Below are 25437 nucleotides of genomic sequence, written 5' to 3'. Positions count from 1 at the left end.
TGATCAAGGAACGGACTTCATGAACGACCAGCACGATCACGGGGCACTTGGCGACGCCGAGTACGCGGAGTTCATGGAGCTCGCCGCGGAAGAGGGCTTCGACCCGGAGGAGGTCGAGGGCGCGATCGAGGAGGCCGGCCACGGCCCGCTCCCCGTCCTCGCCGTCGTCGGCCGCCCCAACGTGGGCAAGTCGACCCTGGTGAACCGGATCATCGGCCGCCGCGAGGCGGTCGTCGAGGACCGTCCGGGCGTCACCCGCGACCGCGTCACCTACGAGGCCGAGTGGGCCGGCCGCCGCTTCAAGGTCGTCGACACCGGCGGCTGGGAGCAGGACGTCCTCGGCATCGACGCCTCCGTCGCCGCCCAGGCCGAGTTCGCCATCGAGGCCGCCGACGCGGTCGTCTTCGTCGTCGACGCCGTCGTCGGCGCCACCGACACCGACGAGGCCGTCGTCAAGCTGCTGCGCCGCGCCGGCAAGCCCGTCGTGCTCGCCGCCAACAAGGTCGACGGCCCGTCCGGCGAGGCCGACGCAGCCATGCTGTGGTCCCTCGGCCTCGGCGAGCCGTTCCCGGTCTCCGCGCTGCACGGCCGCGGCACCGGCGACCTGCTCGACGAGGTCCTCAAGGCCCTCCCCGACGCCCCCGAGCAGACCTTCGGCACCGCCCTCGGCGGCCCCCGCCGCATCGCCCTCATCGGCCGGCCGAACGTCGGCAAGTCCTCCCTGCTCAACAAGGTCGCCGGCGAGGAGCGGGTCGTCGTCAACGAGCTGGCCGGCACCACCCGCGACCCGGTCGACGAGCTGATCGAGCTCGGCGGCAAGACCTGGAAGTTCGTGGACACCGCGGGCATCCGCAAGAAGGTCCACCTCCAGGAGGGCGCGGACTACTACGCCTCCCTGCGCACCGCCGCCGCCGTGGAGAAGGCCGAGGTCGCGGTCATCCTCATCGACACGACCGACTCCATCTCCGTCCAGGACCAGCGGATCATCACCATGGCCGTCGAGTCCGGCCGGGCGATCGTCATCGCCTACAACAAGTGGGACGAGCTCGACGAGGAGCGCCGCTACTACCTCGAGCGCGAGATCGAGACGGAGATGCAGCAGGTCTCCTGGGCGCCCCGGGTCAACGTCTCCGCGAAGACCGGCCGCCACATGGAGAAGCTGGTCCCGGCGATCGAGACCGCGCTGGAGGGCTGGGAGACCCGCGTCCCCACCGGCCGGCTGAACGCCTTCCTCGGCGAGCTGGTCGCGGCCCACCCGCACCCGATCCGCGGCGGCAAGCAGCCCCGCATCCTGTTCGGCACCCAGGCCGGCACCAAGCCGCCGCGGTTCGTGCTCTTCACGTCCGGCTTCCTGGAGCACGGCTACCGCCGCTTCGTCGAGCGCCGGCTGCGCGAGGAGTTCGGCTTCGAGGGCACCCCGATCCACATCTCGGTGCGGGTGCGCGAGAAGCGCGGCAGGAAGAAGTGACCTGACGGCACACACGGCGGAGGGCCGGGGCGCACAGCCCCGGCCCTCCGCCGTTCCACGAGGTGCGTCACAGTCCCCGGCGCGGGCCCGGTGGCAGCGCCGCCTGCCAGCCCCGGGAGTACGTGAACCCGCTCGTGCCGCCGTAGCCGCCGTACCCGCCGGTGCCGAGGGTCCGGAAGTTCGGCTCGTCCTCGCCGCTGCGGTCGCCCGGCAGGGCCCGGAAGGCCCTGCGGTACTCCGCGTACAGCCGGTCGTAGATCGGCGTCTGCGACGGCTCCGCCGTGCCCTCCTGCGCGGGGCGCATGGCGGGGATCGGACTCTGGTACGGCTGCGGGGAGGGATCGTATGCGTGCACGTATGTGCCAACGACCCCGCCGCCCGTCGGATGCGGGCGGCCGTCGGAAAGAGGACGCTCCGTGGGGCGGCTCGCCATGGGGCCGCTCTCCGGAGCGGCCCGCGGGCGCGGGACGGCCGGGACCCCCGGCACGTACGCCGGTCCTATGTCCCGGCGCACGTCCCCCATCAGGTGCCGGCCAGCGGCATCGCGGCGGCCACCAGGCGGCCGTTCGCCGCGGCCTTCTCCAGCGCGTCGCGCAGCAGGTCCTCGCGCGGCTGCTGGCCGATGGAGCCGACCGGGGCGGCGAACACCAGGACCGTGTGCGACTTGTTGGCCGCCGCGCGCCAGCCCTCGGTGACCTGCAGTGGCTGGTGGGCCTGCCACCAGGCCGCCTGGCCCGCCCCGCCGGGCCCCGGCTGGAGCACGGAGTGCAGCTGGCCCATGGCCACCAGGACGGACCAGCCGGGCAGCTGGGCCGGCTTCTGGTTGACGTCCACGACGGGCTGGAAGCCCTGCTCCAGGAGCAGCGGCAGGAACTCGTCGGTGGTGCCGTCGGAGCCGGGCCGGGCGACCGGCGCGGTGGGCTCGACGACCAGCGCGGGGTGCAGCTCGCCCTCGATGAGCACGAGACCGCTGGTGACGCCGAGGACGGCCTGCTCCGGGTGGGCGGCGGCCAGCGCGTCCGCCGCGTCCGAGGCGGTGATGGAGCGGACCGCGCCCTGCAGCTGGTCCTCGGCGACCCTCACGACCTGCGACGGGATGCAGCTGGCGTGGGCGAACGCCAGGACCGCGGTCTCCTCGCCGACGAACAGGACGGTGCTCGTGCGCTCCTGCTCGGAGTCGCCCGGCGTCCGGCAGGAGGTGCAGTCGTAGCTGCCCGGGGCGTTCTCGCCGGCGAGCAGCCGGTCCGCTTCTTCGTCGCCGATCTCGGCGCGTACGTCCTCGCTGACGTCGAGCATGCGCGGCACGGGGGACTCCCTGGACTCGGTGCGTGCGACGCCGGGCGGTTCCCGGTCGTCTCATGCCGAGTTCAACGGGCGATGCGCGGCCGGAGTCACGCGTCACATGCCACGGGGTTGCGGTGGGCCGACCGGGTGGGGTCGGCGGGCGGCCCGCGCGGCGACGCCGCCGCGGCGGGGGAGCGGTCCTTAGCGTGACCCGATGTCGAAGATCCGATGTTCTGCGGCCGGCGGCCGGCGCGCCGCTCTGCTCGCGGCCGGTGCGCTGCTCTCCACGGTGACCGCCGCGGGCCTGTGCACGCCTCCCGCCGAGGCGGCCCCCGTACCGTCCGCCGCGTCCGCGTCCTCGTCCCCTTCCTCCGCCTCCGTCGCCCCGGCGGCCGTGTCCGCGTCCGTGCGGGCCGGTGCCGTGCCCGCGTACGCCTGTGCCAAGGACCAGTGGCCGTGGGGCTGCGTCGCCCTGTGCGAGAGCGGCGGCGACTGGCACATCAACACCGGCAACGGCTACTACGGCGGGCTGCAGTTCTGGCAGCCCACGTGGGAGGAGCACGGCGGCCTGAAGTACGCCCGGCGCGCCGATCTCGCCACCCGGGCCCAGCAGATCAAGGTCGCGGAGGAGGTGCTGCGCACCCAGGGCTGGAAGGCGTGGCCGGTCTGCTCCAAGCGGTACGGGCTGAGCGGGCGGATGCACGTCGTCCAGCCCGGCGACACGCTCAGCTCGATCGCCCGGCGGTTCCGGATCAAGGGCGGCTGGAAGGCGCTGTACGAGGCCAACAAGAAGGAGATCGGGGCGGATCCGAACCGGCTGCGGACCGGGGTCATGCTCCTCATCTCGATTCCGGCGTCCACGTAGCGACTTCGGCGGGCTCCCCGCTGAACGCGAGGGAGCCCCGCCGCAGTTCGTGCACCAGCGTGCCGCGGGGCAGCGCGCCCGGCGGCGGCAGGCGCTGCTCGGCGAGCACCACGGCCGCGCCGCGCTCGGCCGTGAGCGCGGCGAGCCGCTCGTACGTGCGGGCCGCCACGGGCGGGGACATGCCGAGGGCCGGCTCGTCGACGAGGACGACGCGGGCGTCGGGGGTGAGCAGCGCGCGGGAGACGGCGAGCATGCGGCGCTCGCCGCCGGACAGGGTGCCGGCGCGGCGGGGGAGCAGCGGGACGAGGGCGGGGTACGCGTCGAGGGCCGCGTCGGGGGCGGCGGGGCAGAGGGCCAGATTCTCCGCGACGGTGAGGGTCGCGTACACGGCGCGCAGGTCCGGTACGAGGCAGAGCCCGCGCCGCGCGCGGACGTGGGCGGGCCAGCGGGTGGCGTCCTCCCCACGCCAGAGGAGGCGGCCGGATGCCAGCGGGACGGTGCCGGCGAGGGCGCGCAGCACGGTGGTCCGGCCGGCGCCGTTGCGGCCGAGGAGGACGGTGACGGTGGCGGCGGGGACGGGCAGGTCGACCCCGTGCAGGGCTTCGAGGGGCCCGTAGCGGACGCGGGCGCCGATCAGGTGCATCTCCGTACTCATGACACGAGCCGCCCGCCCTCCATGGTGTGCACGGTGTGCGCGATCCCGGCGACGAGGTCGAGGTCGTGCTCGACGACGAGCACGGCGAGGCCGTCGGCGGCGAGGGCGGCGAGGACGCGGGCGAGGTCCGCCGTCTCGGCGGCGTCGAGTCCGGCGGCGGGCTCGTCGAGCAGCAGCGTGTGCGGCCGCCCGGCGAGGGCCCGGGCGAGCTCGACGCGGCGGAGGGTGCCGGTGGGCAGCCCGGCGGCCGGGAGGCGGCGCAGGGCGCCGTCGAGCCCGAAGAGGCGCAGGGCGAGGTCGGTGGCCTGCCCCGGGGGGCCGGCGCGGCGGTGGCCGCCCTGCTCGGCGCCGATGCGGACGTTGTCCTCGACGCTCAGGGACGGGAACACGGCCAGCTGCTGGAAGCTGCGGGCGATGCCGAGGCGGGTACGGGTGTGGGCGGGGCGGTGCGTGATGTCCGTGCCGTCGAGCACGACGCGGCCGGCGCGGGGGCGGAGGCTGCCGGCGAGGCAGCCGAAGAGCGTGCTCTTGCCGGCGCCGTTGGCTCCGACGACCGCGGTGATGCGCCCCGGCGGTACGTCGACCCCCACCCGGTCGAGCCCCAGCACGCCACCGGGGTACGCGTACACCAGCCCTTCGGCCCGCAGCCCGGCTGCGCCGCCGCCGCGGCGAGCGGACGCGGGGTGCGGGGCGCCGCCGGCGGGTGCGGGTGGGTGGGGCTGTGCCCGGCCTCCGGCCGGGCTGTGGTTCCCTCCCGTGCCACCCGTGCGGGTGGGAGTGTCGGGTGCGGGTCCACCGGTGCCGGGCTGGGCGCCGTCGGCGGCTGCGGGTCGGTGGGGGTGCGTCCGGCCTGCGGCCGGGGCGGGGGCGCGCGTGGACAGCCAGGCGGTCAGGGTGGGGAGGCGGGCGTTGAGGGTGGCCAGGAGGCCGATCAGGGCGGCTGCGACGCCGCCTCTCGGGCCGGCGTCCAGGGCGACCAGCAGGGCGGCGCCCAGCAGGGGGGCCAGGAGGCTGTCGGCGCCCAGGACGACGAGCGCGGCGAACCACAGGAGCGCGCGGACCGGGTCGTACGCCTCCGGGTCGAAGGCCCGCAGCGACATGCCCCACAGCGCGCCGCCCAGCCCCGCCAGGCCCGCGCCCGCGACGAAGGCGGCCAGTTTGAGGCGGGCGACCGGGACGCCCGCCGCCTCCGCGCCCGGCTCGTGGTCCCGCAGGGCCGCCAGGGCCCGTCCCGCGCGGCCCCGGCGCAACGCCGCGACCAGGGCCAGGCAGGCCGCCAGGACGGCCAGCTCCAGGGCGTAGTACGCGCGGTCGTCCGCGAAGCCCGGCGGCCGGTCGAGCGACAGCCCGGCCGTCGCGTACGGCTGGGCGAAGACGAAGCGGCTCACCGCCACCCCCACCGCGAGCGTCGCCAGCGCCAGCGCCAGGCCGTGCCGGCGGATCGCCGGCCAGGCCGTGAGCCCGCCCGCGACCGCCACCGCCGCCACGGCCACCGGCAGCGCCGCCCAGGCCGGCCGGCCCGCCCCGGTGAGCACCCCCGTCAGCAGCGCGCCCAGCCCCGCGTACGCCGCCTGCCCCAGCGCGATCTGGCCGCCCCGGCCGGTCACCACCACCAGCGACAGCAGCACGATCGCCAGCGCCGGGACCTGCATCGACGTCCTCAGGTCCGAGCCCCCCAGGCCCAGGGGCAGGAGGAACAGGACCGCGGCCACGAGCCAGATCCCCGGTGGCAGCCGGGCCGGCACCGACGGGGGCGGCAGCGTGTCCTTCGCCCCCACCCCCGGCAGCACCCACGCCACCACGAGCAGCGCCACCACGAACAGGTTCGCCCCCAGCGCCTGCACCAGCGGACCCGCCCAGCCCTCCGGGTGCAGCCGCGTCAGCTGCGCCTGCGCCACGCCGATCGCCAGCGCCGTGCCCACCGCCACCGGCAGGCTCCGCATCCGCGCCGCCACCGCCACCGCGATCACCTCGACGACCAGCAGCGGCATCCCGTACGGGTCGAGGCGCACGTACGGCGCGAGCAGCACCCCCGTCAGCCCCGCCGTGAACGCGCCGAACGCCCAGCCCACCGACGCCACCCGGTCCGCGTCGATGCCGCCCAGCACCGCCAGCGGCCGGTTGTCCACCACCGCGCGCAGCTCCCGCCCGAACCGGGTCCGGCGGGTCACCGCCGCCACGCCGCAGGCCAGCACCACCACCGCGCCCAGCTGCGCCCAGGGGTCGTCGCCCAGCAGCACCGGTGCGTCGTCCCGCGCCCCCGTGCCCCACAGCAGCGCCGCCGCCCCGACCAGCAGCACGAACACGCCGATCGAGGCCACCAGCGTCCGCGTCGGATCGGAGCCGGCCCGGGCCAGCGGCCGGAACACCACCCGGTCCAGGGCCAGGCCCAGCCCGGGGGCCACCAGGAGCAGGGTCACCGCCGTCCCGAGGGCGAGCGGCCAGTCCCACACCACCACGAACTGCCGCAGCGCGTACGCGCACACCATCGCGATCGCCCCGTGCGCCAGGTTCAGCACCCCGGTCGCGCGGTAGGTGACGACGAGCCCGATGCCGGTGAGCGCCGCCGCGCTGCCGATCGCCAGGCCCGCGAGCGTCAGCTCGTACGTCAGCGAGGCCACGGCTCACACACCGGGCAGGGGTCCAGCTCCTCGTCCCCCGCCGGCACCGCCTCCGCCTTGCCCGCGACCAGCGGGCAGTCCGGGCGGTGGGCCAGCGTCCCGCCGGGCACCCGCAGCGGCGGGTCCGTGGACGACGGCCTCCAGGGGACCTCGTCCGGGGACTCCGGCGGCCCCTGGGCGGGAAGCCCGCCCTCGGGCGGCCCGTCCCGCCCCGCCGCCCCCGCCGCGACCAGCACCGCGGCCGCCACGATCAGCGCCGCCCCCGGCACCGTCCCGGACGCCAGCCACGGCAGCTGGCGCTCGGCGAAGCGCTCGCCGGACATCCCGTACCAGCCGACCGCGCACAGCACCGCGCCCGCGGCCGCCGCCGCGAGCCCGGCCCACAGCAGCATCCGGCGTGTCGGCACGGACGGGACCTCCCAGGGCTTGCTTTGCGTGGAGCCGGTAACCGGCCCACCCTGGAATCATCGGGCCGCAGGGCCCGAACGGACACCCGGTGGTGAGCCAGATGGTTCTCAACAGACTCGGCGGGCGCTCACGTCTGGCGGCGCTCGCGGCCGCGGCCGTCCTCGTCGTCGCTCCCGTCGCCGCGGCCTGCGGTGACGACGACTCGCCGTCGTCGCCGTCGACGCCGACCTCACCGATCGCCCCGCCCGTGCCCACGTCGCCCCCGGCGGCCGACGAACCGGCCGACCCGGTGGCCGCGAAGGCCGAGATCACCAAGAACTGGACCGCCTTCTTCGACGCGAAGACCCCGGTGGACGAGAAGGTCCGCGTCCTGGAGAACGGCGAGCAGATGCGGCCGGTCCTGGCCGCCTTCGCGCAGGATCCGAACGCCGCCAAGTCGTCCGCGAAGGTCAGCGCCGTCTCCTTCACGGCGAAGGACAAGGCCGAGGTCACCTATGACCTGCTGGTCGGCGGGACCCCCGCGATCCCGGACAGCAAGGGCACCGCGGTCGAGCAGGAAGGCACCTGGAAGGTCTCCGTCCAGACGCTGTGCGCTCTGGTGAAGCAGAGCGGCAATGCGGCCGTTCCGGGCTGCTGAGGCACTGTTCCTGACGCTGCTGCTCGCACTGCTCGCCGCCTGCGGCAGCCGGCTCCCCGAAGCGGCCTTCGGGACGCGGTCCACCGGCCCCGCCGACGGCACGCCGATCCGCGTCGGCATCATCACCAGCGCGACCAGCCCCGTCGGCGGCGACGCCTTCACCGGCCCGCGCGACGGAGCCCTCGCGTACTTCGCCGCGCTGAACGCCGACGGCGGCGTGGCCGGCCGCCGCGTCGAGCCGGTCACCTGCGACGACGGCGGCAGCGGCGTCGGCAACACCGCCTGCGTGCACGAACTCCTCGACGAGAAGAAGGTGTTCGCCCTCGTCGCCACGACCGCCCTCGACTACGCGGGCGCCCCGCTCGTCGCCCGCGCCGGCGTCCCCGACATCGGCGGCCAGCCGCTCGGCCCCGCGTACGACACCTATCCGCACCTCTACGGGATCTACGGCAGCCTCGCCCCACGCACGGGCGGGTCGCCGGGCTGGAACGGCGTCCTGTACGGCGGGACCGAGGTGTACCGCTACTTCCGGACCGAGCACGGTGCGGGAACGGCCGCCGTCGTCTCGTACAACCAGGCCGCCTCCGCCGCCTACGCCCGGCTGATCGTGGCCGGACTGCGCGCCGAGGGCTACCGCGTGGTCACCGAACAGGTCGACTTCGCCCTGCCCAACTACCGCGCCGTCGCCGCCGATCTGCGCGCCCAGCGCGCCGACCTCGTCTTCGACGCGCTGGACAGCCACGGCAACGCCCGGCTGTGCGAGGCGATGGACGACGCCGGGGTCCGGGTCACCGCCAAGGTCACCAACGTGCAGAACTGGAATTCCGCCGTCCCCCAGGACTACGCGCGCTCCCCGGTCTGCCGCAACGCCCTGTGGGTGACCGGCTCCAGCCGCAACTACGAGGACACCGACCACCCGGCGGTCAAGGCGTTCCGCGAGGGCGTCCGGGGCACGCTGAAGGGCCGGCCGCTCTCCCAGTGGCAGCTGGAGGGCTGGGCGGCGGCCATGTGGTTCACGGATGCGGCGCGCTCCTGCGCCGGCGCGCTCACCCGGGCGTGCGTGGAGCGGTACCTGAACCGGCCGGAGCCGTACACCGCCGGCGGACTGCTGCTGCCGGTCCGCTTCGAGCGCCTGGACGAGCCGCCGAAGGCCCGGCGGACCTGCCTGTCCGTGGCCCGCTGGCAGGACGGCCGCGGCTGGGTGACGCAGGGCGGCGGGATGACGGCCACCTGCGCCACCGTGCCCCAGCTGCCGTACCGGCCGTGACGACGCGCTCCGCCGGGGCAGTAGAGTTCCCGGGGACCCAATTCACCACGGACGTTCTCGACGGGGGAGGCGCGTCAGCGCCATGCGCATTTCCTTTCTGCTGCACAACGCCTACGGCATCGGCGGCACGATCCGCACCACGTTCAACCTCGCGCAGGTGCTCGCGGAACGTCATGACGTCGAGATCGTCTCCGTGTTCCGCCACCGCGACGAGCCGATGCTCGGCGCCCCCGCCGGGGTGACGATGCGTCACCTCGTCGATCTGCGGAAGCACAGCCCGGAGTACGACGGGAACCACCCGGACTACGCGAAGCCGGCCCGGGTCTTCCCGCGCGGCGACGGCCGCTGGAAGCAGTACAGCCGGCTCACCGACGACCGGATCGCCGCGCACCTGAGGAACCTTCAGGCGGACGTGGTCGTCGGCACCCGGCCCGGACTGAACGTGCACATCGCCCGGCAGACCCGGCGCGGCCCGGTCCGGGTCGGCCAGGAGCACCTGACCCTGGACAGCCACGGCTACCGGCTGCGCCGCGAGATCGGCCACCGGTACGTGCTCCTCGACGCCGTCACCACGGTCACCGAGGCGGACGCCCGCTCGTACCGGACGCGGCTGAAGCTGCCCGGCGTGCGGATCGAGGCCGTGCCCAACAGCGTGCCCGCCCCCTCGGTGCCGCCCGCCGACCCGGCGTCCAGGATCGTCGTGGCCGCCGGCCGGCTCACCAAGGTGAAGCGTTACGACGTGCTGATCGACGCCTTCGCCAAGGTCGTCGCCGCCCGCCCCGACTGGAAGCTGCGGATCTACGGCACCGGCGACGCCACCGGCAACGAGCGCGGCGCGCTGGAGAAGCAGATCGCCGCGCTGGGCCTGAAGGAGCACGTGGCCCTGATGGGCACGGCCAACCCGATGGAGCCCGAGTGGGCGAAGGGCTCGATCGCGGCGGTCACCTCGCGGCTGGAGTCCTTCGGGATGACCATCGTCGAGGCGATGCGCTGCGGCCTCCCGGTGGTCTCCACGGACTGCCCGCACGGTCCGCGGGAGATCATCGAGGACGGCGTGGACGGCCGGCTCGTCCCCGTGGGCGACTCCGACGCGGTCGCCTCCGCGCTGCTCGAACTGATCGAGGACGACGCACTGCGGGCCGCGACGGCCGAGGCGGCCCGGACGGCCTCGGAGCGCTTCGACCCGGTGCGCATCGCCGCCCTCCACGAGACCCTGTGGAGCGAGCTGGTCGCCCGCGGCGACTCCGGCCGGGCCCGCAGCCGGTTCCGTGACGCCCTGCACCAGGCCCGCGGCACCGTGCTCGACGCGGCGTACGCGGTCCGCTACAAGGCCGCGGACGTCCTGCGCCGCAAGGGCTGACCCGGACCGCGCGGAAGCGCTGATCCGTACGGCCGGCAAGCGCTGAGCCGCACCGCCCGCAAGGGCCGACCGCGCCCCCGCGAGAGCGGGGCATCGCGGACGGAGGCTGTCCGCGACGGCTGGCAGACTCGGGCCCATGTTGGAGACCTCGGCACGACTGCTGCGCCTGCTCTCGCTGCTCCAGACCCACCGCGAGTGGTCCGGGACCGCCCTCGCCGACCGCCTCGGCGTGACCACCCGGACCGTCCGCCGGGACGTCGACCGGCTGCGGGAGCTCGGCTACCCGGTCAACGCCAGCCCCGGCACCGGCGGCGGCTACCAGCTCGGCGCCGGGGCGGAGCTGCCGCCGCTGCTGCTGGACGACGAGGAGGCCGTGGCGGTGGCCGTGGGGCTGCGCACGGCGGCCGGACAGGGCATCGAGGGCATCGGCGAGACCTCCGTACGCGCCCTGGCCAAGCTGGAGCAGGTGCTGCCCGGCCGGCTGCGGCGGCGGGTGAGCGCCCTCAACGCCTTCACCGTGCCGATGCTCCGCACCCCCGCCGCACAGCTCGACCCTTCGGTGCTCACCGAGCTGGCCAACGCCTGCCGGGACGGCGAGCGGCTCCGCTTCGAGTACCGCGACCACCACGGCGCCGCCACCCGCCGCACGGTCGAGCCGCACCGCCTGGTGTGCACGGAGCGCCGCTGGTACCTGGTCGCGTGGGACGTGGAACGGGACGCCTGGCGGACCTTCCGGGCCGACCGGATCACCCCCAAGCCCCCGCACGGCCCGCGCTTCCCGCCGCGCGAGCCGCCCGCCGAGGACTTGGCGGCGTACGTCGCGCGCGGGGTGTCGAGCGCCGTGTACTCCACCGAGGCGGTGGTGCGGCTGCACGTCCCGCTCGACGAGGCGCGGCGGGCGATCGGCCCGATGGACGGCGTCCTGGAGGGGGACGGCCCGGACCGCTGCCTGCTGCGCACCGGGGCGCACGGCCTGGACGTGGTGATGATCCACATCGCGCTGCTGGGCTTCGAGTTCGAGGTGGTCGACCCGCCCGAGCTGGAGGACCGGATCCGCGCGCTCAGGGACCGGCTGTCCCGGGCCCTGGACCGGACCGGTCGGACGGCTCCACCTCCGCCGGCCCCGAGCCCGCGCTGAGCCGGATCCGCTCGTACGAGGCGAACTCCGGGTGGTGCAGGTCGAACGCCGGGCTCTCGGAGCGGATCCGCGGGATGGAGGCGAAGTTGTGCCGGGGCGGCGGGCAGGAGGTCGCCCACTCCAGCGAGCGGCCGTACCCCCAGGGGTCGTCGACGTCGATCTTCGTCCCGTACCGGTGGGTCTTCCAGACGTTGTGGAGGAACGGCAGCGTGGACGCGCCGAGCAGCAGGGAGCCGATCGTCGAGACGGTGTTCAGCGCCGTGAAGCCGTCGGCCTCCAGATAGTCCGCGTACCGGCGGGGCATGCCCTCCGCGCCGAGCCAGTGCTGCACGAGGAAGGTGAGGTGGAAGCCGGTGAACAGCGTCCAGAAGTGCAGCCGGCCCAGCTGCTCGTCGAGCATCTTGCCGGTGAACTTGGGCCACCAGAAGTAGAAGCCGGCGAAGGTCGCGAAGACGACCGTGCCGAAGACCGTGTAGTGGAAGTGCGCCACGACGAAGTACGAGTCGGTGACGTGGAAGTCCATCGGCGGCGAGGCGAGCACCACCCCGGTCAGCCCGCCGAACAGGAACGAGACCAGGAAGCCGATCGACCACAGCATCGGGGTCTCGAAGCTCAGCGAGCCCTTGAGCATGGTGCCGGTCCAGTTGAAGAACTTCACCCCGGTCGGCACCGCGATCAGGAACGACAGCAGCGAGAAGAACGGCAGCAGCACCGCGCCCGTGGCGAACATGTGGTGCGCCCACACCACCACCGAGAGCCCGGTGATCGCCATGGTCGCGCCGATGAGGGTGACGTAGCCGAAGATCGGCTTGCGGGAGAAGACCGGCAGGATCTCCGTGACGATGCCGAAGAACGGCAGGGCGATGATGTAGACCTCGGGGTGGCCGAAGAACCAGAACAGGTGCTGCCACAGCAGTGCGCCGCCGTTCTCGGCCTGGAAGACCACCGAGCCGAACCGGCGGTCCGCCTCCAGGACCAGCAGCGCCGCCGCGAGCACCGGGAAGGCGAGCAGGACCAGGATCGCGGTGAACAGCACGTTCCAGGTGAAGATCGGCATCCGGAACATCGTCATCCCCGGGGCCCGCATGCCGATGATCGTCGCCAGGAAGTTCACCGAGGTCAGGATCGTGCCGAAGCCGGAGAGCGCCAGGCCCATGATCCACAGGTCGGCGCCCACGCCGGGGGAGCGCTCCAGCCCGTTCAGCGGGGCGTACGCGGTCCAGCCGAAGCTCGCGGCGCCGGTCGGCACGAGCAGCGAGCCGATCACCATCAGCCCGCCGAAGAGGAACAGCCAGTACGAGAACATGTTCAGCCGCGGGAACGCCACGTCCGGCGCCCCGATCTGCAGCGGCACCAGCTCGTTGGCGAAGCCCGCGAAGGTCGGCGTCGCGAACAGCAGCAGCATGATCGTGCCGTGCAGGGTGAACGCCTGGTTGAACTGGTCGTTGCTGATCAGCTGCAGGCCCGGCCGGGCCAGCTCGGCGCGCATCAGCATCGCCATCAGCCCCGCGAGGAGGAAGAAGGCGAACGAGGTGATCAGGTAGAGGTGCCCGATCTTCTTGTGGTCGGTGGTGGTCAGCCAGCCGATCACCGCCCGTCCCCGGCGCCGGGGCGAGGAACGCCGCCGGGCGGGTGGCTCCGCCACCTCCGCCGTCGCCGACTCCGTCCCCATGGGCTCCCTCCGGTGATCCGTCGAGGACTCGTGCACATCCTGCGGTGAGGACGTGAATGCCAGGTGGAATCGGCGCCCCGCAATTCACCGTCGGGCCCCGCTTCCGGCAATTCCGCAAGCCTCTCGGACGTGACCCCGTAGCGCGGCGGAATTACCGGCCGACCGGCGGGAAACTCCCCGTACGAGTGACATTGTTCGAGCCAAACACATGTCGGCGAGCTGTGACAGAAGTGTGACGGATGTGCCGCACGAGCATGCTGAGACAACTCGTCCCGGCCCCTCACCGGTCCCGCTTCCGTCACCGTCCGAGGCCGCCTAACGTGAGGGCCATGGCACCGATACCGACCACTCCCGAACCGCCCGAGGACACCCCGCAGGCCTATGTCGGCCTCGACGCGGACAGCGCGGAACGACGCGCGAGAAGCCGCGGCTGGGGCGTCGTGCGCTCCCTCGCGCCCGGCTCGATCATCACCATGGAGTACCTGCCGAGCCGGATCAATTTCGAGGTGGACGAGAACGAGAACACCGTCCTGCGCTGCTGGCTCGGCTGAGCCGCCGGCGGCCGGCCCCTGGAGCCCGGCCATGACGAAGGCCCCGGCCGTGCGGCCGGGGCCCTGTCGTCGAACGGGTCGTGCGTACCGCTCCCCGCGTCAGCCGCCCGTCGCCGGGCGGGAGTGCGGCGGCCGCCGGCTGCCCGACTTGGTCACCGGCGTCCGCTCCCCGCGCGCGTGCGCGTGACCGTGCGGATGCGCGTGCGCGCGCGAGGGCGTGGCCAGCGGGTTCGTGCCGCGGGCCGCGGCGGCGCGGCCGCTGCCGGCCCCCACCGGCTCGCGCACCGGCCCCTCGTGCGCCTCGTGCTCCCCGGCCGGGACCGCCGCCGGACGCGGCGGGTACAGCGCGGGACGCGGGCCACCTGCCGCGACGGGCCGCGACGGCGCCGTACGGCGACGGGCCCGCAGCTGCGCGCGCTGGTCCAGGATGAACGCTTCGGCCCGGGCGATCACCGGCTCGCACCACGGCAGCGCCAGCAGGATCAGCAGACCGGCGGCCCAGCCCAGCAGCACGTCGCTCAGCCAGTGCGTACCGAGGTAGACGGTGGTGAGACCCACGCCCAGGGCGACCACCGCGGACAGCGCCGACAGGTAGCGGCGGGCCCGCGGGGTGGTGGCGAGATACGCCAGGATGCCCCAGGTCACGACGCCGTTCGCGGTGTGACCGGACGGAAATATATCGCCGCCCGCGAAGAGCTCGGCCGAGCCGATCTGCGTCGCGTAGTGGGGGCCGAGCCTGCCCAGCCCCAGCTTGACCGCGCCCACCGTCACGTTGAGCAGCAGGAGCGCGGCCCCCAGCGCGAGCAGCGGACGCAGCGTGTGCTGCCGCCAGGACCGCCAGCCCAGCCAGGCCGCCACCATCACCGCGGTGGGACCGCGCTGGCCGAGCACCACGTAGTAGTCGAGGAACGCGTGCAGCTCCGGCCATTGCTGGTACGGACGGAAGAGCATGATCTTCCAGTCGAGCAGCACCAGCCAGGTCGACAGCAGCACCGCGACCACGATCGCGAGATAGAACACGGCCGTCCCGCCGAAGAGGGCGAGACGGGTTCGGGTCATCCGTGGGATCTCTATCTTCGGCGGTTCCGGCTCCCGGTCCAGCCGGGCAAAGATGTCGGTACGCACCCAATGGACGTTACAGGGAGTGAGTGCGCGGACCCGCCGATCCGGGCTGTTCGTGATGACGATGTGATGTGGAGTCCGTCTCATTGGCGGTCCCAATTACCCGGTCGCCGCGGAAATCCCGGGGAGTCCGCGCCTATTGGCCGGGCAGCGTTTGTCGGAACTCTGTTTGCGGCTCGGGACCGCGGTCGACGGAGGGCCGGGTTGCGGGCCGGCGAAATATTTCACCCGGACGGCCGCGGTGAATTCCAGGCGCCGCGCCGGGCCTCCCGCGTGGCCTACGCCACACCCCCCGCTCCCCGGGGTGAGAGCTGCGCCACGCGCCCGACCCCCGAACTCGCGTACGCTGGCGACTCACTCGCCTGTCGATGCCGGGCCGCCCCGAGGGGCCTGCGCCCGCCGAACGCGAGCGGTCACTGGGAGGTACGTACATGGCGCGGACGATCACGGCTCGGGCACGGCTGCGGGCCGCGGCCGAGGGTGCCAACCGCTGGGTCGTCCTCGTCGTCCTCTGTGTCAGCCTGCTTCTCGTCACCCTCGACGCGACCGTGCTGCACGTCGCCGTCCCCTCCCTCACCGCTGAGCTCAGGCCCAGCTCGACCCAGCTCCTGTGGGTCGTCGACGCCTACCCGCTGATCTGCGCCTCGCTGCTGATCCTGTTCGGCACGCTCGGCGACCGGGTCGGACGGCGGCGGGTGATGCTCCTCGGGTACGCGCTGTTCGGCACCGCCTCCGCGCTGGCCGCCTCGGCCGACTCGGCCGGGGTGCTGATCGCCGCCCGCGCGCTGCTCGGCGTCGGCGGCGCGATGATCATGCCCGCCACCCTCTCGATCCTCCGGGCGGTCTTCCCCGACCGGCGGGAGCGGGCCACCGCCATCGGCATCTGGACCGCCACCGCCGCCGTCGGGGCGGCTACCGGGCCGGTGCTCGGCGGGTTCCTGGTGGAGCACTTCTGGTGGGGCTCGGTCTTCCTCCTGAACATCCCGATGATGGCGCTGATGCTGCTGCTCGGCCGCATCCTGCTGCCGGAGAGCAAGGGCGCCGCCGACGGGCCCTGGGACGTCCTCGGCGCGCTGATGGCCGCGGCGGGTGTGCTCGGCATGGTCTTCGGCGTCAAACGCGTCGGCGCGGGGCACGCCCCGTTCGAGCCGGCCACCCTCGGCCCGCTGCTGCTCGGCGCCACCCTGATCGTCCTCTTCGTCCGCCGGCAGAAACGCCGGCCGCACCCCCTGATCGACACGGGCCTGTTCTCCCGTGCCGGGTTCACCACCTCCGTCGGCTGCGTCGTGCTCGCCATGCTGGCGCTGGTCGGCCTCCAGCTGATCGCCGTCCAGTACCTGCAGCTGATCCTCGGGCTCAGCCCCCTGGAGACCGGGCTCCGACTGCTCCCGCTGACCTTCGCGGCCATGGCCGCCGGGGCCACCGGCTCCTCCACGCTGCACCGGATCGGTCCGCGCCGGATGGTCGGCGGCGGGTTCGTGCTGACCGCCTCGGCCGTGCTGCTGCTGGTCCTGATGGGCCAGCACGACCGCCCGCTGCTGCTGACCTGCGCGTTCGTCCTGCTCGGCTTCGGCCTGCAGACCACGCTCTTCGGGGCGTACGAGTCGATGCTCAGCGAGGCTCCGGCGGAGAGCGCGGGCGGCGCGGCCTCGATCGGCGAGACCTCGTACCAGCTCGGCGCGGGCATGGGCATCGCCCTGCTCGGCAGCGTGATGAACGCCGCGTACGCGCCCGGCCTGGAGCAGGTGCGCGGCGTCCCCGCCGCCGCCTCGCGGGCGGCCGCGAACTCGCTGGGCGAGGCGTACGAGGTCGCCGAGCGGCTCGGCGGCCCGGCGGGCGCGGCGCTGCACGCCGCCGCCCGGCACTCCTTCGTCAGCGGCCTGCACGTCACGCTCATGGTCAGCGCGGGTCTGCTGCTGATCGGCGCGCTGATGGCGCTGCGGCTGCCGCGGGTCATGGAGTGCCCGCAGGAGCTGCCCGACGACGCGGACGCCGGGACCGCGCAGGACCGGGTCTCGCTCGCGAAGCCCGCCGCCGGGTCCGTCGGGGCGCGGCTGCCGCAGCGGCGCGAGCCGTGTGAGCCGGCCGGGTCTGGACGCGCGGCGCACTGATCCGTAACGTCGGCGCCGGTCCGTGACCACGGGCGCCGCACCGACCGGGGGCGCGGCGCCGTCCCGAGTGCGATCCGCCGGAGGCCCCGCATGTCCGCCCCCTCGCCCGCCCCGTCGACGCTGCCGCCGTTCGACCCCGCCGACCCGCTGGGCCTCGACGACCTGCTCGACCCCGAGGACCTCGCGGTCCGCGACACCGTCCGCCGCTGGGCCGCCGACCGGGTGCTGCCGCACATCGCCGAGTGGTACGAGAAGGGCGAGCTGCCGCAGATCCGGGAGCTGGCCCGCGAGCTCGGCTCGATCGGCGCGCTGGGCATGTCCCTGACCGGCTACGGCTGCGCGGGCGCGACGAACGTCCAGTACGGCCTGGCCTGCCTGGAGCTGGAGGCCGCCGACTCCGGCATCCGCTCGCTGGTCTCGGTACAGGGTTCGCTCGCGATGTACGCGATCTGGAAGTACGGCTCGGAGGAGCAGAAGCAGCGCTGGCTACCCGGGATGGCGGCCGGCGAGATCATCGGCTGCTTCGGGCTGACCGAGCCCGACCACGGCTCGGACCCCGCGGGCATGCGCACGTACGCCAAGAAGGACGGCGGGGACTGGGTCCTCAACGGCCGCAAGATGTGGATCACCAACGGTTCGGTGGCCGGCGTGGCCGTGGTCTGGGCGCAGACCGACGAGGGCGTCCGCGGCTTCGCGGTGCCCACGGACACCCCCGGCTTCTCCGCGCCGGAGATCCACCACAAGTGGTCCCTGCGGGCGAGCGTCACCAGCGAGCTGGTCATGGACGACGTGCGGCTGCCGGCCGACGCGGTGCTGCCCGGGGTGACCGGGCTGAAGGGTCCGCTGAGCTGTCTGTCGCACGCCCGGTACGGCATCGTCTGGGGCGCGATGGGCGCGGCGCGGGCCTCGTTCGAGGCCGCGCTGGAGTACGCGAAGAGCCGCGAGCAGTTCGGCCGGCCGATCGGAGGCTTCCAGCTCACCCAGGGCAAGCTCGCCGACATGGCCGTGGAGCTGCACAAGGGCGTCCTGCTCGCGCACCACCTCGGGCGCCGGATGGACGCCGGGCGGCTGCGGCCGGAGCAGGTCAGCTTCGGCAAGCTCAACAACGTGCGGGAGGCGATCGAGATCTGCCGCACCTCGCGCACGATCCTGGGGGCCAACGGAATCTCGCTGGAGTACCCGGTGATGCGGCACGCCACCAACCTGGAGTCGGTGCTCACGTACGAGGGCACCGTGGAGATGCACCAGCTGGTGCTGGGCAAGGCGCTCACCGGCCTCGACGCGTTCCGCTAGACACGCGCCGAGAACGGCCGGCGAGCGGCCCGGGCCCCTCGGCTCTGGTTGCTGTGCTTTTCCGGGGGCGACCCCCGGACCCCCGGCGGCAACCACCCCCGGGCCCCTCAGCTCTGGTTGAAGAAACCGTCCTGCGAGCGGGCCGCGGGGTCGCCGCTGACGATCCGGGTGTCGGCGGGGGTCAGGAGGAAGACCCGGGTCGCCACGCGCTCGATGGAGCCGCGCAGGCCGAAGGCGAGGCCGGCGGCGAAGTCGACCACGCGCTTGGCGTCGGTCGGCTCCATCGACGTGAGGTTGACGATCACCGGGACGCCGTCGCGGAACAGCTCGCCGATGGTCCGGGCGTCGCGGAAGCCGTCCGGCGAGACGGTGGCGATCCGGCGGCCGTGCTCCTGCGCCGAGTCGGAGGCCACCCGCACCCGCGGGTCCGTCACCCAGGCGTCGCCGCCGTCGGCTTCCTCGGCGTACTCGTCGTCGTAGTAACGCTCGTCGCTGTCCTCGACGAGTCCCAGCCATGCACTCGCCTTGCGCACCGATCCCATGGACGCCTCCTTTCACGCGGTCACTCGTGGTTCCGCATCCCTATGGTCGTCCATGATGCGGATCGTGCGCCAAGTGGATAGGCACCGTGCAGGGGATTCGTGACGGACCTGGTGCAGAAGATATGGCGATACGTCAAGGTTCTTCCCATATAGGGAGCCTGACGAGGCTTCGAACGTGTCGCACACCGCACAAAAACAGGAAAGTCGGACCGCGACGGGCCGGACGGGTGATCGGGGGGACGTCCGGGTGAACGGATGTGCTGGGTACGATGCCTGCCGCACTGACGCTCGAAGCCCGGGGGAATCTGTTGTTCGGAATCGTCAGGCCCTGCACGCACCGTCTCACCGACGGACTGAAGACCGAGTGGATGGCTCACCTCTGCGGCCTCTGCCTAGCGCTGCGGGCCGACCACGGCCAGTTCGCCCGCGTCGCCACCAACTACGACGGCCTGATCGTCTCTGTTCTGACGGAGGCTCAGACCGGCGTGCGGAAGTCCGGCCGGCGCACCGCCGGTCCCTGCCCGCTGCGCGCGATGCGCACCGCCCCGGTCGCGCAGGGGGAGGGCGCCCGGCTCGCGGCGGCCGTCTCCCTCGTGCTGGCCTCGGCGAAGGTACGGGACCACGTGGCGGACCGGGACGGTCTGCTCGCCCGCCGGCCGGTCGCCGCCGCGGCCCGCCGGGTCGCCCGTTCCTGGGACCGGGCCGGCGCCCGCACCGGCCGGGACCTCGGCTTCGACACCGCCGTCCTGGTCGACGCGGTGGACCGGCAGACCGGCATCGAGGCGCTGGCCGGCCCCGGCACCTCCCTGCTCACCGTCACCGAGCCCACCGAGACCGCGACCGCCGCCGCCTTCGCGCACACCGCGGTGCTGGCCGGCCGCCCGGGCAACGCCGAACCGCTCGCCGAGGCCGGCCGGCTCTTCGGCCGGCTGGCCCACCTCCTCGACGCGGTCGAGGACCGCGCCGCCGACGAGGCGGCCGGCGCCTGGAACCCGCTCACCGCCACCGGCACCTCCGTGGAGGAGGCCCGCCGGCTCGCCGACGACGCGCTGCACGGCATCCGCCTTGCCCTGAAGGACGCGGAGTTCGTGAACGGCAAGCTCACGCACGTGCTGCTCGCGCACGAACTGGGCCGCTCCGTCGACCGCGCCTTCGGCACCACGAGGTGCGCGCACGGTGTGTCGGCCGCACACCAGCCGGGGCCGTACCAGCCCGGCCCGTACGCCCCGCAGCAGCCCGGCCCGTACGGGCCCGTGCCCGGCAACCCGTACGCCCCCGGTCCGGGAGGCCCGGGCGGGCCCGGCGGGCCGCTGCCGCCCGAGCCGCCGAACCGGCGCGGGCTGCTCGCCGGCTGCGCGGTCTGGATGGGCCTCGCCTGCACCTGCCAGCTGTGCTGCGGCGAGTACGAGGACCCCTGGAGCCGCGAGCGCAAGCAGGGGCCGTGCAACGACTGCAGCGACTGCGGCTGCGGTGACTGCTGCAGCTGCTGCAACAGCTGCGGCGGCGGCGAGGGCGGCGACGGGGGCTGCTGCGACGGCTGCGACTGCGGGTGCGACTGCGGCTGCTGACGCCGGATCGGTCGGCGGGCCGGAGCCGTGTGCGAAGGTGACCCCATGACCACCGATCCACACAAGGACTGGCAGCACTGGCACGAGCGGCGCTCCGCCGCGGTCGCGGCACCGCACGGGCCGCTCTCCCTCACCGGCACCTATTGGCTCGAGGACTACCCGGAGGGGCGAATTCCGGCCGTTCCGGGGGAGTGGCGGGCCGAGGGCGACGAGGTGCTCCTCACCGCCGGCGCCGAGGACGGTGTGACCGTCGACGGCGCGCCCCTGATGGGCAGCGTCCGGCTCACCGCCGACCACGGACCCATCCCGGACTCCCGGGTCGAGTCGGCCGGCCGCCGGCTGGTCGTGCTCCGTCGCGAAGGGTTGTGGGCTGTCCGGGACTTCGACCCCGAGTCCCCGGCGCGCCGCGCCTACCGGGGCATCGAGGCGACCCCGTACGACCCGGACTGGGTGCTGCCGGGCGTGTACCGCCCGTACGAGGAGGCCGCGAGCATCCGGGTGGAGAACGCCGACGGACGCGAGCGCGGGCTCGGGCTCTCCGGTGAACTGCTCTTCACGGTGGGCGGCGAGGAGCACAGCCTGCGGGTGGCGGTCGAGGACGACGGCTCGCTGTGGGCGGTGTTCGCCGACGACACCAGCGGGAAGGACAGCTACCGCTTCCGTTTCCTGCGGCCGCCCGCCCCGGCCGAGGACGGCTCGGTGACCGTGGACTTCAACCGCGCCCTGCTGCCGCCGTGCGCGTTCGCGGACCACTTCATCTGCCCGTTCCCGCCGCCCGGGAACACGCTTCCGCTGCCGGTTCCGGCGGGGGAGCGGCGGGTCCTGAGCGACTGAACCGGACGCGTGGGGACGCGCCCGTCCCGCGCGTCTCCGCGGTCCCGTCGGTACCGCGGTCTTGTGCGCCGTGCCGTGGGGGTCCACCATCACTGGCGGTGCATGTCAGGGACACATCACCTGATGGCGCCTCACGGGCCCGACACCCAGCGGGCCCCTCCACTTCTCCCAGGAGGAGCACAGTGAGGAACAACCGCACCCGACTGCTCGCCGTCGCCGCCGGTCTCGCGGCCGTCACCGCCCTCGCCCTGCCCGGCGCCCAGGCCGCGCCCGCCCCCGCCGCCGCGGGGGCCGCGCAGCTCGCCCGCGCCGACGCGGCCGTGGACAAGGCGCAGGTCGGCGGCGTCGCCTGGCACGTCGACCGGGCCGCGGGCCGGGTCGTCGTCACCGCCGACTCCACCGTCTCCGACGCCGAGCTCGCGAAGATCAGACGGACCGCGGGCGCCGACGCGGGCGCGCTCACCGTCACCCGCGCACCCGGCGTCTTCACGCCCCTGCTCTCCGCCGGCGACGCCATCTACGGCAGCGGCTACCGCTGTTCGCTCGGCTTCAACGCCCAGAAGGGCGGCACGTACTACTTCCTCACCGCGGGCCACTGCGGCAACGTGGCCCCCAACTGGTACACCAGCTCGGCGCAGACCACCCTCATCGGCCCCACGGTCGGCTCCAGCTTCCCGGGCAACGACTACGCCCTGGTCCGCTACGACAACACCTCGCTGAGCCACACGGGCGGCTTCACCGCCGCCGACGCCTACGTCGGCGAGTCCGTCAAGCGCACCGGCTCCACCACCGGCACCCACGGCGGCACGGTCACCGCGCTCAACGTCACCGTCCGGTACTCCGGCGGCGGCACCGTCCGCGGCATGATCCAGACCAACGTCTGCGCCGAGCCCGGCGACTCCGGCGGCCCGCTCTACGACGGCAGCAAGGCCCTCGGCATCACCTCCGGCGGCAGCGGCAACTGCCGCACCGGCGGCACCACGTTCTACCAGCCCGTGACCGAGGCGCTGGCCAAGTACGGCGTCTCCCTCTACTGACCGAACCGCCCCGAAACCTCTCGCCCGCCCGATAGTTGAGCGTCGTACGGTACGGCTGAAAGCCGCCCTTGCGACCCCGGCCCGGGCGGGCCGAGACTCCCCCACAGCGCCGGCCCCAGGCCGCGCCTCACGGGCCCGGCACCCCACGGACGGGCCCCCGATTCCCCCATGGAGGAACGAGAAGTGAGGATCAAGCGCACCACCCCCCGCAGCGGAGCGACGAGACGAGCCCGCCTCCTCGCCGTCACCACCGGTCTCGCCGCCGCCGCAGCCGTGCTCGCCGTCCCCACCGCGAACGCGGACTCCGCCGGCACGTTCAGCGCCACCCAGCTCTCCGCCGCCAGCGACGCGGTCCTCGCGGCCGACGTCCCGGGCACCGCCTGGCACGTCGACCAGGCTGCCGGGACCGTCGTCGTCACCGCCGACTCCACGGTCTCCCGGGCCGAGATCGCCGAGATCAAGCGCGAGGCCGGCGCCAACGCCGGCGCGCTCCGCATCGAGCGGACCCCCGGCAAGTTCAGCAAGCTCATCTCCGGCGGCGACGCGATCTACGCGGACAGCTGGCGCTGCTCCCTGGGCTTCAACGTCCGCAACAGCGCCGGGACCTCGTACTTCCTGACCGCCGGTCACTGCACCGACGGCGCGGGCACCTGGTACGCCAACTCCGGCCGGACCACGGTGCTGGGCAGCACCTCGGGCTCCAGCTTCCCGAACAACGACTACGGCATCGTCCGGTACACCAACTCGACGATCACCAAGTCCGGCTCGGTCGGCTCCCAGGACATCACCCGCGCGGCCAACCCGACCGTCGGCCAGTCCGCCTGCCGCCGGGGCTCCACGACGGGCACCCACTGCGGCAGCGTCACCGGCCTCAACGCCACCGTGAACTACGGCGGCGGCGACATCGTCTACGGCATGATCCGCACCAACATCTGCGCCGAGCCGGGCGACTCCGGCGGCGCGCTGTACTCGGGCAGCACCGCCCTCGGCCTCACCTCCGGCGGCAGCGGCAACTGCAGCTCGGGCGGCACGACCTTCTTCCAGCCGGTGGTGGAGGCGCTCAACGCCTATGGCGTGAGTGTCTACTGACACTCCCGCACCACGATGAGCCCCTGCCCGGTTTCCGGGCGGGGGCTCGACCTTTTCCGCATTTTTGGGAGGATGTGCGTAGGGTCGGGCACCGGTCGAACGGGGGGTTGCGGGTCAGTGAAGCGCATCGGAGTGACCGGCCACAGGAACATTCCCGACGCGGCGTACGCGCATGTCCGCGCCGAGCTGGAGGCGGCGCTCAAGGCGGCGGGCTGCGACCGCGGCGGCGTCGAGGTGTACTCCAGCCTGGCCGCCGGCGCGGACCAGCTGTTCGCGGACCTCGCCCTGGACTGCGGGGCGCGGCTGACCGTGGTGATCCCGAGCGGGGACTACGAGGACGCCTTCGAGGAGCCCGGCGAGCTGGCCCGCTACCGGGTCCTGCGCGGGCGGGCCAGCCGAGAGGTCCGGATGGCCTTCGCGCACTCCACGGACGAGGCGTACTTCGCCGCCGGCACCTACATCGCCGACCACTGCGACGCCCTGTTCGCCGTCTGGGACGGCGAGCCGGCCCGCGGCCTCGGCGGCACCGGGGACATCGTGGCGTACGCGCGCGAACGCGGCCGGCCCGTCACCGTCATCTGGCGCGAGGGCGTCCGCCGCGGCTGACGCCCGCCGGTGCCGGACCGCGCCGCCGTGCGGTCGGCCGCGGTGCAGGGGGCTCAACTGCGGTGCCGCACCAGCCAGTCGGTGTGCTGCGGCGACACCACCCGCTCGGCCTCGTAGACCGCCGCCGGCCAGCGGGCCTCGTCGACCGTGGTCTGCATCGCCGTCTGGATGGCGGCCAGGTCCTCCTCCACCAGGGAGTGCGCCGCTATCAGCGGCTGGTGCCGGCGCACCTCGGCCCAGGCCACGCAGGCGGCGGCCGCGGCGGCCAGCACCCCGGCCGGATCGAACGACTCGGCGACCGCGAAGGTGTGCAGCACGCCGAAGAACAGGGCCAGAAGGGTGAGCGCGGAAATGGTGACCGCCCAGAACAGGGTCGCCTTGCGGGAGACGACCGTACGCCGGTGGTACCAGTTCCGCTGCTCGATCAGCCGGTCGCGGACGTACGTCTCCTTGCGTACGCTGAACGGCTTCTCGCGCAGCATGCGCATCGGCCCCGTGATGAGCTCGGCGCCCGAGCCGGACTCCTGCTCCCGGGGGTCCTGCCAGCCCACCTTGCGCAGCTCCGCCAACCCCTCCTCGAGCCGGCTGACGAACTCCCCGTCCGGGTCGGGGGAGTCGGAGTCGTACGGGGCGCCGTGCACCGCGTACCGCCAGCACGTTGACTTGATGAACTCGGCGGCCGAGCGGTTGAGTTGCCAGTGCGACTTTGCGCGGCGGCGGGACGCGCGGTAGGTCACGGCCAGCACCCCGGCGAACGTCAACGCGCTGAGCGCGCTGGTGAGTTGGAACGGAGCGAGCGCGAAACAGGCGCCCAGGACGAGAAGCAGCAGCTGGAGGCGGGTGTCGGTGACGGCCTCCCGCTGGCGTGTCACCGCGATCTCGTCGGTCCGGTGGAAGAGGACCGGCAGATCGGCGTTGCGGAAGACCATGCTCTGGAGAGGACCGCCGAGCCCGCTCATGCGTACCCCCGTCTTTGCTGTTGTGGCTTCACTCTTTCGATGGAATGGCTTGTTCTGTGCGGTCGGGACGGCGTTGCAACGCTTTTGTTTCGTCGCTGTGGGCTGATTTGCCGCACGTGGTCCTGAGGGTAAAGTCGTGCGCGCACGCACCGCAATGGTGCCCTAGTAATAAGGACGGCCATCGTGAGCCTTCAGACCGCTGTCACCTTCGCTGCCGCGAAGAAGAACCGGGTGCCCCTCGCCGACATCGACGTGCGGGACGCCGCCACCGCAAAGAAGATCGGTCGTCTTCTGCCCGTGTCCGCGGACCGAGCCGAGCGTGCATCGAGCTTCAATTCCGCGCTCTAGAC

General features: G+C 73.7%; 24 protein-coding genes. 15 read left to right on the top strand and 9 right to left on the bottom strand.

The features are described from left to right. Nucleotides 1–19 precede the first annotated feature (19 nt). Complete coding sequence (gene der / locus ACNJ93_RS05785) at nt 20–1468, top strand: ribosome biogenesis GTPase Der (RefSeq protein ID WP_418956245.1); 1449 nt, start codon at nt 20–22, stop codon at nt 1466–1468. A 67-nt stretch (nt 1469–1535) separates the two neighbouring features. Here der and ACNJ93_RS05780 read toward each other — a convergent pair whose 3' ends face one another. After that, nucleotides 1536–1772 (bottom strand): hypothetical protein, encoded by a 237-nt coding sequence (locus ACNJ93_RS05780; RefSeq protein WP_418956244.1) that lies wholly within the window; start codon nt 1770–1772, stop codon nt 1536–1538. A gap of 218 nt (nt 1773–1990) precedes the next feature. Then, the gene (locus ACNJ93_RS05775; RefSeq protein WP_418956243.1) at nt 1991–2773 is read right to left on the bottom strand and encodes a hypothetical protein; all 783 of its coding nucleotides are present in this window, start codon (nt 2771–2773) and stop codon (nt 1991–1993) included. Between the two features lie 193 nt (nt 2774–2966). Between ACNJ93_RS05775 and ACNJ93_RS05770 the strand changes: the two genes are divergently transcribed. Then, nucleotides 2967–3617 carry a transglycosylase family protein gene (locus ACNJ93_RS05770; protein WP_418956242.1) on the top strand — a complete coding sequence of 217 codons (651 nt, stop codon included), beginning with the start codon at nt 2967–2969 and terminating at the stop codon, nt 3615–3617. On the opposite strand, the gene ACNJ93_RS05765 is transcribed toward ACNJ93_RS05770, so the two are convergent. From ACNJ93_RS05765 to ACNJ93_RS05755, 3 genes are read right to left on the bottom strand one after another with little or no spacing between them, the layout of a single operon-like run. Continuing rightward, a complete protein-coding gene (locus ACNJ93_RS05765) occupies nt 3592–4272 on the bottom strand; it encodes an ATP-binding cassette domain-containing protein (protein WP_418956241.1) in 681 nt (226 codons plus the stop codon). The two genes, ACNJ93_RS05770 and ACNJ93_RS05765, sit on opposite strands and share 26 nt — an antisense overlap. Next, the gene (locus ACNJ93_RS05760; RefSeq protein ID WP_418956240.1) at nt 4269–6893 is read right to left on the bottom strand and encodes an ABC transporter permease subunit; all 2625 of its coding nucleotides are present in this window, start codon (nt 6891–6893) and stop codon (nt 4269–4271) included. The genes ACNJ93_RS05765 and ACNJ93_RS05760 overlap by 4 nt, the downstream gene beginning before the upstream one ends. Continuing rightward, the gene (locus ACNJ93_RS05755) at nt 6881–7285 is read right to left on the bottom strand and encodes a hypothetical protein (protein ID WP_418961321.1); all 405 of its coding nucleotides are present in this window, start codon (nt 7283–7285) and stop codon (nt 6881–6883) included. Before ACNJ93_RS05755 ends, ACNJ93_RS05760 begins: the two co-directional genes overlap by 13 nt. 116 nt (nt 7286–7401) lie before the next feature. Here ACNJ93_RS05755 and ACNJ93_RS05750 point away from each other — a divergent pair, with 116 nt between their 5' ends. From ACNJ93_RS05750 to ACNJ93_RS05735, 4 genes are all read left to right on the top strand, one after another. Beyond that, the gene (locus tag ACNJ93_RS05750) at nt 7402–7938 is read left to right on the top strand and encodes a hypothetical protein (protein WP_418956239.1); all 537 of its coding nucleotides are present in this window, start codon (nt 7402–7404) and stop codon (nt 7936–7938) included. Next, nucleotides 7916–9205: an ABC transporter substrate-binding protein gene (locus ACNJ93_RS05745; protein ID WP_418956238.1), complete on the top strand. Its 1290-nt coding sequence runs from the start codon at nt 7916–7918 to the stop codon at nt 9203–9205. The genes ACNJ93_RS05750 and ACNJ93_RS05745 overlap by 23 nt, the downstream gene beginning before the upstream one ends. 82 nt (nt 9206–9287) lie before the next feature. Then, nucleotides 9288–10565, top strand: a complete 1278-nt coding sequence (locus ACNJ93_RS05740) for a glycosyltransferase family 4 protein (RefSeq protein ID WP_418956237.1) — start codon at nt 9288–9290, stop codon at nt 10563–10565. 136 nt (nt 10566–10701) lie between these two features. Then, nucleotides 10702–11703, top strand: a complete 1002-nt coding sequence (locus tag ACNJ93_RS05735) for a helix-turn-helix transcriptional regulator (RefSeq protein ID WP_418956236.1) — start codon at nt 10702–10704, stop codon at nt 11701–11703. On the opposite strand, the gene ctaD is transcribed toward ACNJ93_RS05735, so the two are convergent. Then, entirely contained in the window at nt 11627–13375 is a 1749-nt protein-coding gene (gene ctaD, locus ACNJ93_RS05730) for a cytochrome c oxidase subunit I (protein ID WP_418956235.1), read from the bottom strand. The two genes, ACNJ93_RS05735 and ctaD, sit on opposite strands and share 77 nt — an antisense overlap. Nucleotides 13376–13704: 329 nt before the next feature. Here ctaD and ACNJ93_RS05725 point away from each other — a divergent pair, with 329 nt between their 5' ends. Further along, nucleotides 13705–13926 (top strand): I78 family peptidase inhibitor, encoded by a 222-nt coding sequence (locus ACNJ93_RS05725; protein WP_418956234.1) that lies wholly within the window; start codon nt 13705–13707, stop codon nt 13924–13926. 99 nt (nt 13927–14025) lie between these two features. Here ACNJ93_RS05725 and ACNJ93_RS05720 read toward each other — a convergent pair whose 3' ends face one another. Further along, nucleotides 14026–15051 carry a phosphatase PAP2 family protein gene (locus tag ACNJ93_RS05720; protein ID WP_418956233.1) on the bottom strand — a complete coding sequence of 342 codons (1026 nt, stop codon included), beginning with the start codon at nt 15049–15051 and terminating at the stop codon, nt 14026–14028. Nucleotides 15052–15479: 428 nt separating this feature from the next. On the opposite strand from ACNJ93_RS05720, the gene ACNJ93_RS05715 reads away from it, so the two are divergent. Both ACNJ93_RS05715 and ACNJ93_RS05710 read left to right on the top strand, forming a co-directional pair. After that, on the top strand, nt 15480–17159 hold the full coding sequence (locus ACNJ93_RS05715; protein ID WP_418956232.1) for an MFS transporter: 1680 nt from the start codon (nt 15480–15482) through the stop codon (nt 17157–17159). A 90-nt stretch (nt 17160–17249) separates the two neighbouring features. Next, a complete protein-coding gene (locus ACNJ93_RS05710) occupies nt 17250–18452 on the top strand; it encodes an acyl-CoA dehydrogenase family protein (RefSeq protein WP_418956231.1) in 1203 nt (400 codons plus the stop codon). Between the two features lie 107 nt (nt 18453–18559). On the opposite strand, the gene ACNJ93_RS05705 is transcribed toward ACNJ93_RS05710, so the two are convergent. Then, nucleotides 18560–18994, bottom strand: a complete 435-nt coding sequence (locus tag ACNJ93_RS05705) for a cell division protein SepF (RefSeq protein WP_418956230.1) — start codon at nt 18992–18994, stop codon at nt 18560–18562. Nucleotides 18995–19302: 308 nt separating this feature from the next. Here ACNJ93_RS05705 and ACNJ93_RS05700 point away from each other — a divergent pair, with 308 nt between their 5' ends. The 5 genes from ACNJ93_RS05700 (at nt 19303) to ACNJ93_RS05680 (ending at nt 24128) form a co-directional block, all read left to right on the top strand. Continuing rightward, nucleotides 19303–20562, top strand: a complete 1260-nt coding sequence (locus ACNJ93_RS05700; RefSeq protein ID WP_418961320.1) for a DUF5685 family protein — start codon at nt 19303–19305, stop codon at nt 20560–20562. Nucleotides 20563–20607: 45 nt separating this feature from the next. After that, nucleotides 20608–21396 carry a DUF1684 domain-containing protein gene (locus ACNJ93_RS05695; RefSeq protein WP_418956229.1) on the top strand — a complete coding sequence of 263 codons (789 nt, stop codon included), beginning with the start codon at nt 20608–20610 and terminating at the stop codon, nt 21394–21396. 182 nt (nt 21397–21578) lie between these two features. Further along, nucleotides 21579–22433: a S1 family peptidase gene (locus tag ACNJ93_RS05690; RefSeq protein WP_418956228.1), complete on the top strand. Its 855-nt coding sequence runs from the start codon at nt 21579–21581 to the stop codon at nt 22431–22433. 183 nt (nt 22434–22616) lie between these two features. Then, nucleotides 22617–23522 (top strand): S1 family peptidase, encoded by a 906-nt coding sequence (locus ACNJ93_RS05685; RefSeq protein ID WP_418956227.1) that lies wholly within the window; start codon nt 22617–22619, stop codon nt 23520–23522. A gap of 117 nt (nt 23523–23639) precedes the next feature. Beyond that, a complete protein-coding gene (locus ACNJ93_RS05680; RefSeq protein WP_418956226.1) occupies nt 23640–24128 on the top strand; it encodes a hypothetical protein in 489 nt (162 codons plus the stop codon). Between the two features lie 53 nt (nt 24129–24181). Here the strand turns inward: ACNJ93_RS05680 and ACNJ93_RS05675 are convergent, their stop codons facing one another. After that, on the bottom strand, nt 24182–25057 hold the full coding sequence (locus ACNJ93_RS05675) for a DUF4231 domain-containing protein (RefSeq protein WP_418961319.1): 876 nt from the start codon (nt 25055–25057) through the stop codon (nt 24182–24184). A 213-nt stretch (nt 25058–25270) separates the two neighbouring features. Here ACNJ93_RS05675 and fxsA point away from each other — a divergent pair, with 213 nt between their 5' ends. Continuing rightward, a complete protein-coding gene (gene fxsA / locus ACNJ93_RS05670; RefSeq protein ID WP_418956225.1) occupies nt 25271–25435 on the top strand; it encodes an FxSxx-COOH cyclophane-containing RiPP peptide in 165 nt (54 codons plus the stop codon). The last annotated feature ends 2 nt before the right edge of the window (nt 25436–25437 follow it).

The sequence above is a fragment of the Streptomyces tritici genome (assembly GCF_048500665.1).
Classification (GTDB): domain Bacteria; phylum Actinomycetota; class Actinomycetes; order Streptomycetales; family Streptomycetaceae; genus Streptomyces; species Streptomyces tritici.
Note: the sequence above shows the minus strand (reverse complement) of the source record. Positions and strands in the feature narration are given on the sequence as shown.

Coding starts and splice junctions, on each gene's coding strand:
- ACNJ93_RS05715 (WP_418956232.1), top strand. CDS start 15,480: ATGGCGCGGACGATCACGGCTCGGGCACGGCTGCGGGCCGCGGCCGAG.
- ACNJ93_RS05755 (WP_418961321.1), bottom strand. CDS start 7,285: ATGCTGCTGTGGGCCGGGCTCGCGGCGGCGGCCGCGGGCGCGGTGCTG.
- ACNJ93_RS05710 (WP_418956231.1), top strand. CDS start 17,250: ATGTCCGCCCCCTCGCCCGCCCCGTCGACGCTGCCGCCGTTCGACCCC.
- ACNJ93_RS05740 (WP_418956237.1), top strand. CDS start 9,288: ATGCGCATTTCCTTTCTGCTGCACAACGCCTACGGCATCGGCGGCACG.
- ACNJ93_RS05695 (WP_418956229.1), top strand. CDS start 20,608: ATGACCACCGATCCACACAAGGACTGGCAGCACTGGCACGAGCGGCGC.
- ACNJ93_RS05735 (WP_418956236.1), top strand. CDS start 10,702: ATGTTGGAGACCTCGGCACGACTGCTGCGCCTGCTCTCGCTGCTCCAG.
- ctaD (WP_418956235.1), bottom strand. CDS start 13,375: ATGGGGACGGAGTCGGCGACGGCGGAGGTGGCGGAGCCACCCGCCCGG.
- ACNJ93_RS05675 (WP_418961319.1), bottom strand. CDS start 25,057: ATGGTCTTCCGCAACGCCGATCTGCCGGTCCTCTTCCACCGGACCGAC.
- ACNJ93_RS05725 (WP_418956234.1), top strand. CDS start 13,705: ATGGCACCGATACCGACCACTCCCGAACCGCCCGAGGACACCCCGCAG.
- ACNJ93_RS05780 (WP_418956244.1), bottom strand. CDS start 1,772: ATGCGCCCCGCGCAGGAGGGCACGGCGGAGCCGTCGCAGACGCCGATC.
- ACNJ93_RS05705 (WP_418956230.1), bottom strand. CDS start 18,994: ATGGGATCGGTGCGCAAGGCGAGTGCATGGCTGGGACTCGTCGAGGAC.
- ACNJ93_RS05770 (WP_418956242.1), top strand. CDS start 2,967: ATGTCGAAGATCCGATGTTCTGCGGCCGGCGGCCGGCGCGCCGCTCTG.
- ACNJ93_RS05765 (WP_418956241.1), bottom strand. CDS start 4,272: ATGAGTACGGAGATGCACCTGATCGGCGCCCGCGTCCGCTACGGGCCC.
- ACNJ93_RS05750 (WP_418956239.1), top strand. CDS start 7,402: ATGGTTCTCAACAGACTCGGCGGGCGCTCACGTCTGGCGGCGCTCGCG.
- der (WP_418956245.1), top strand. CDS start 20: ATGAACGACCAGCACGATCACGGGGCACTTGGCGACGCCGAGTACGCG.
- ACNJ93_RS05745 (WP_418956238.1), top strand. CDS start 7,916: ATGCGGCCGTTCCGGGCTGCTGAGGCACTGTTCCTGACGCTGCTGCTC.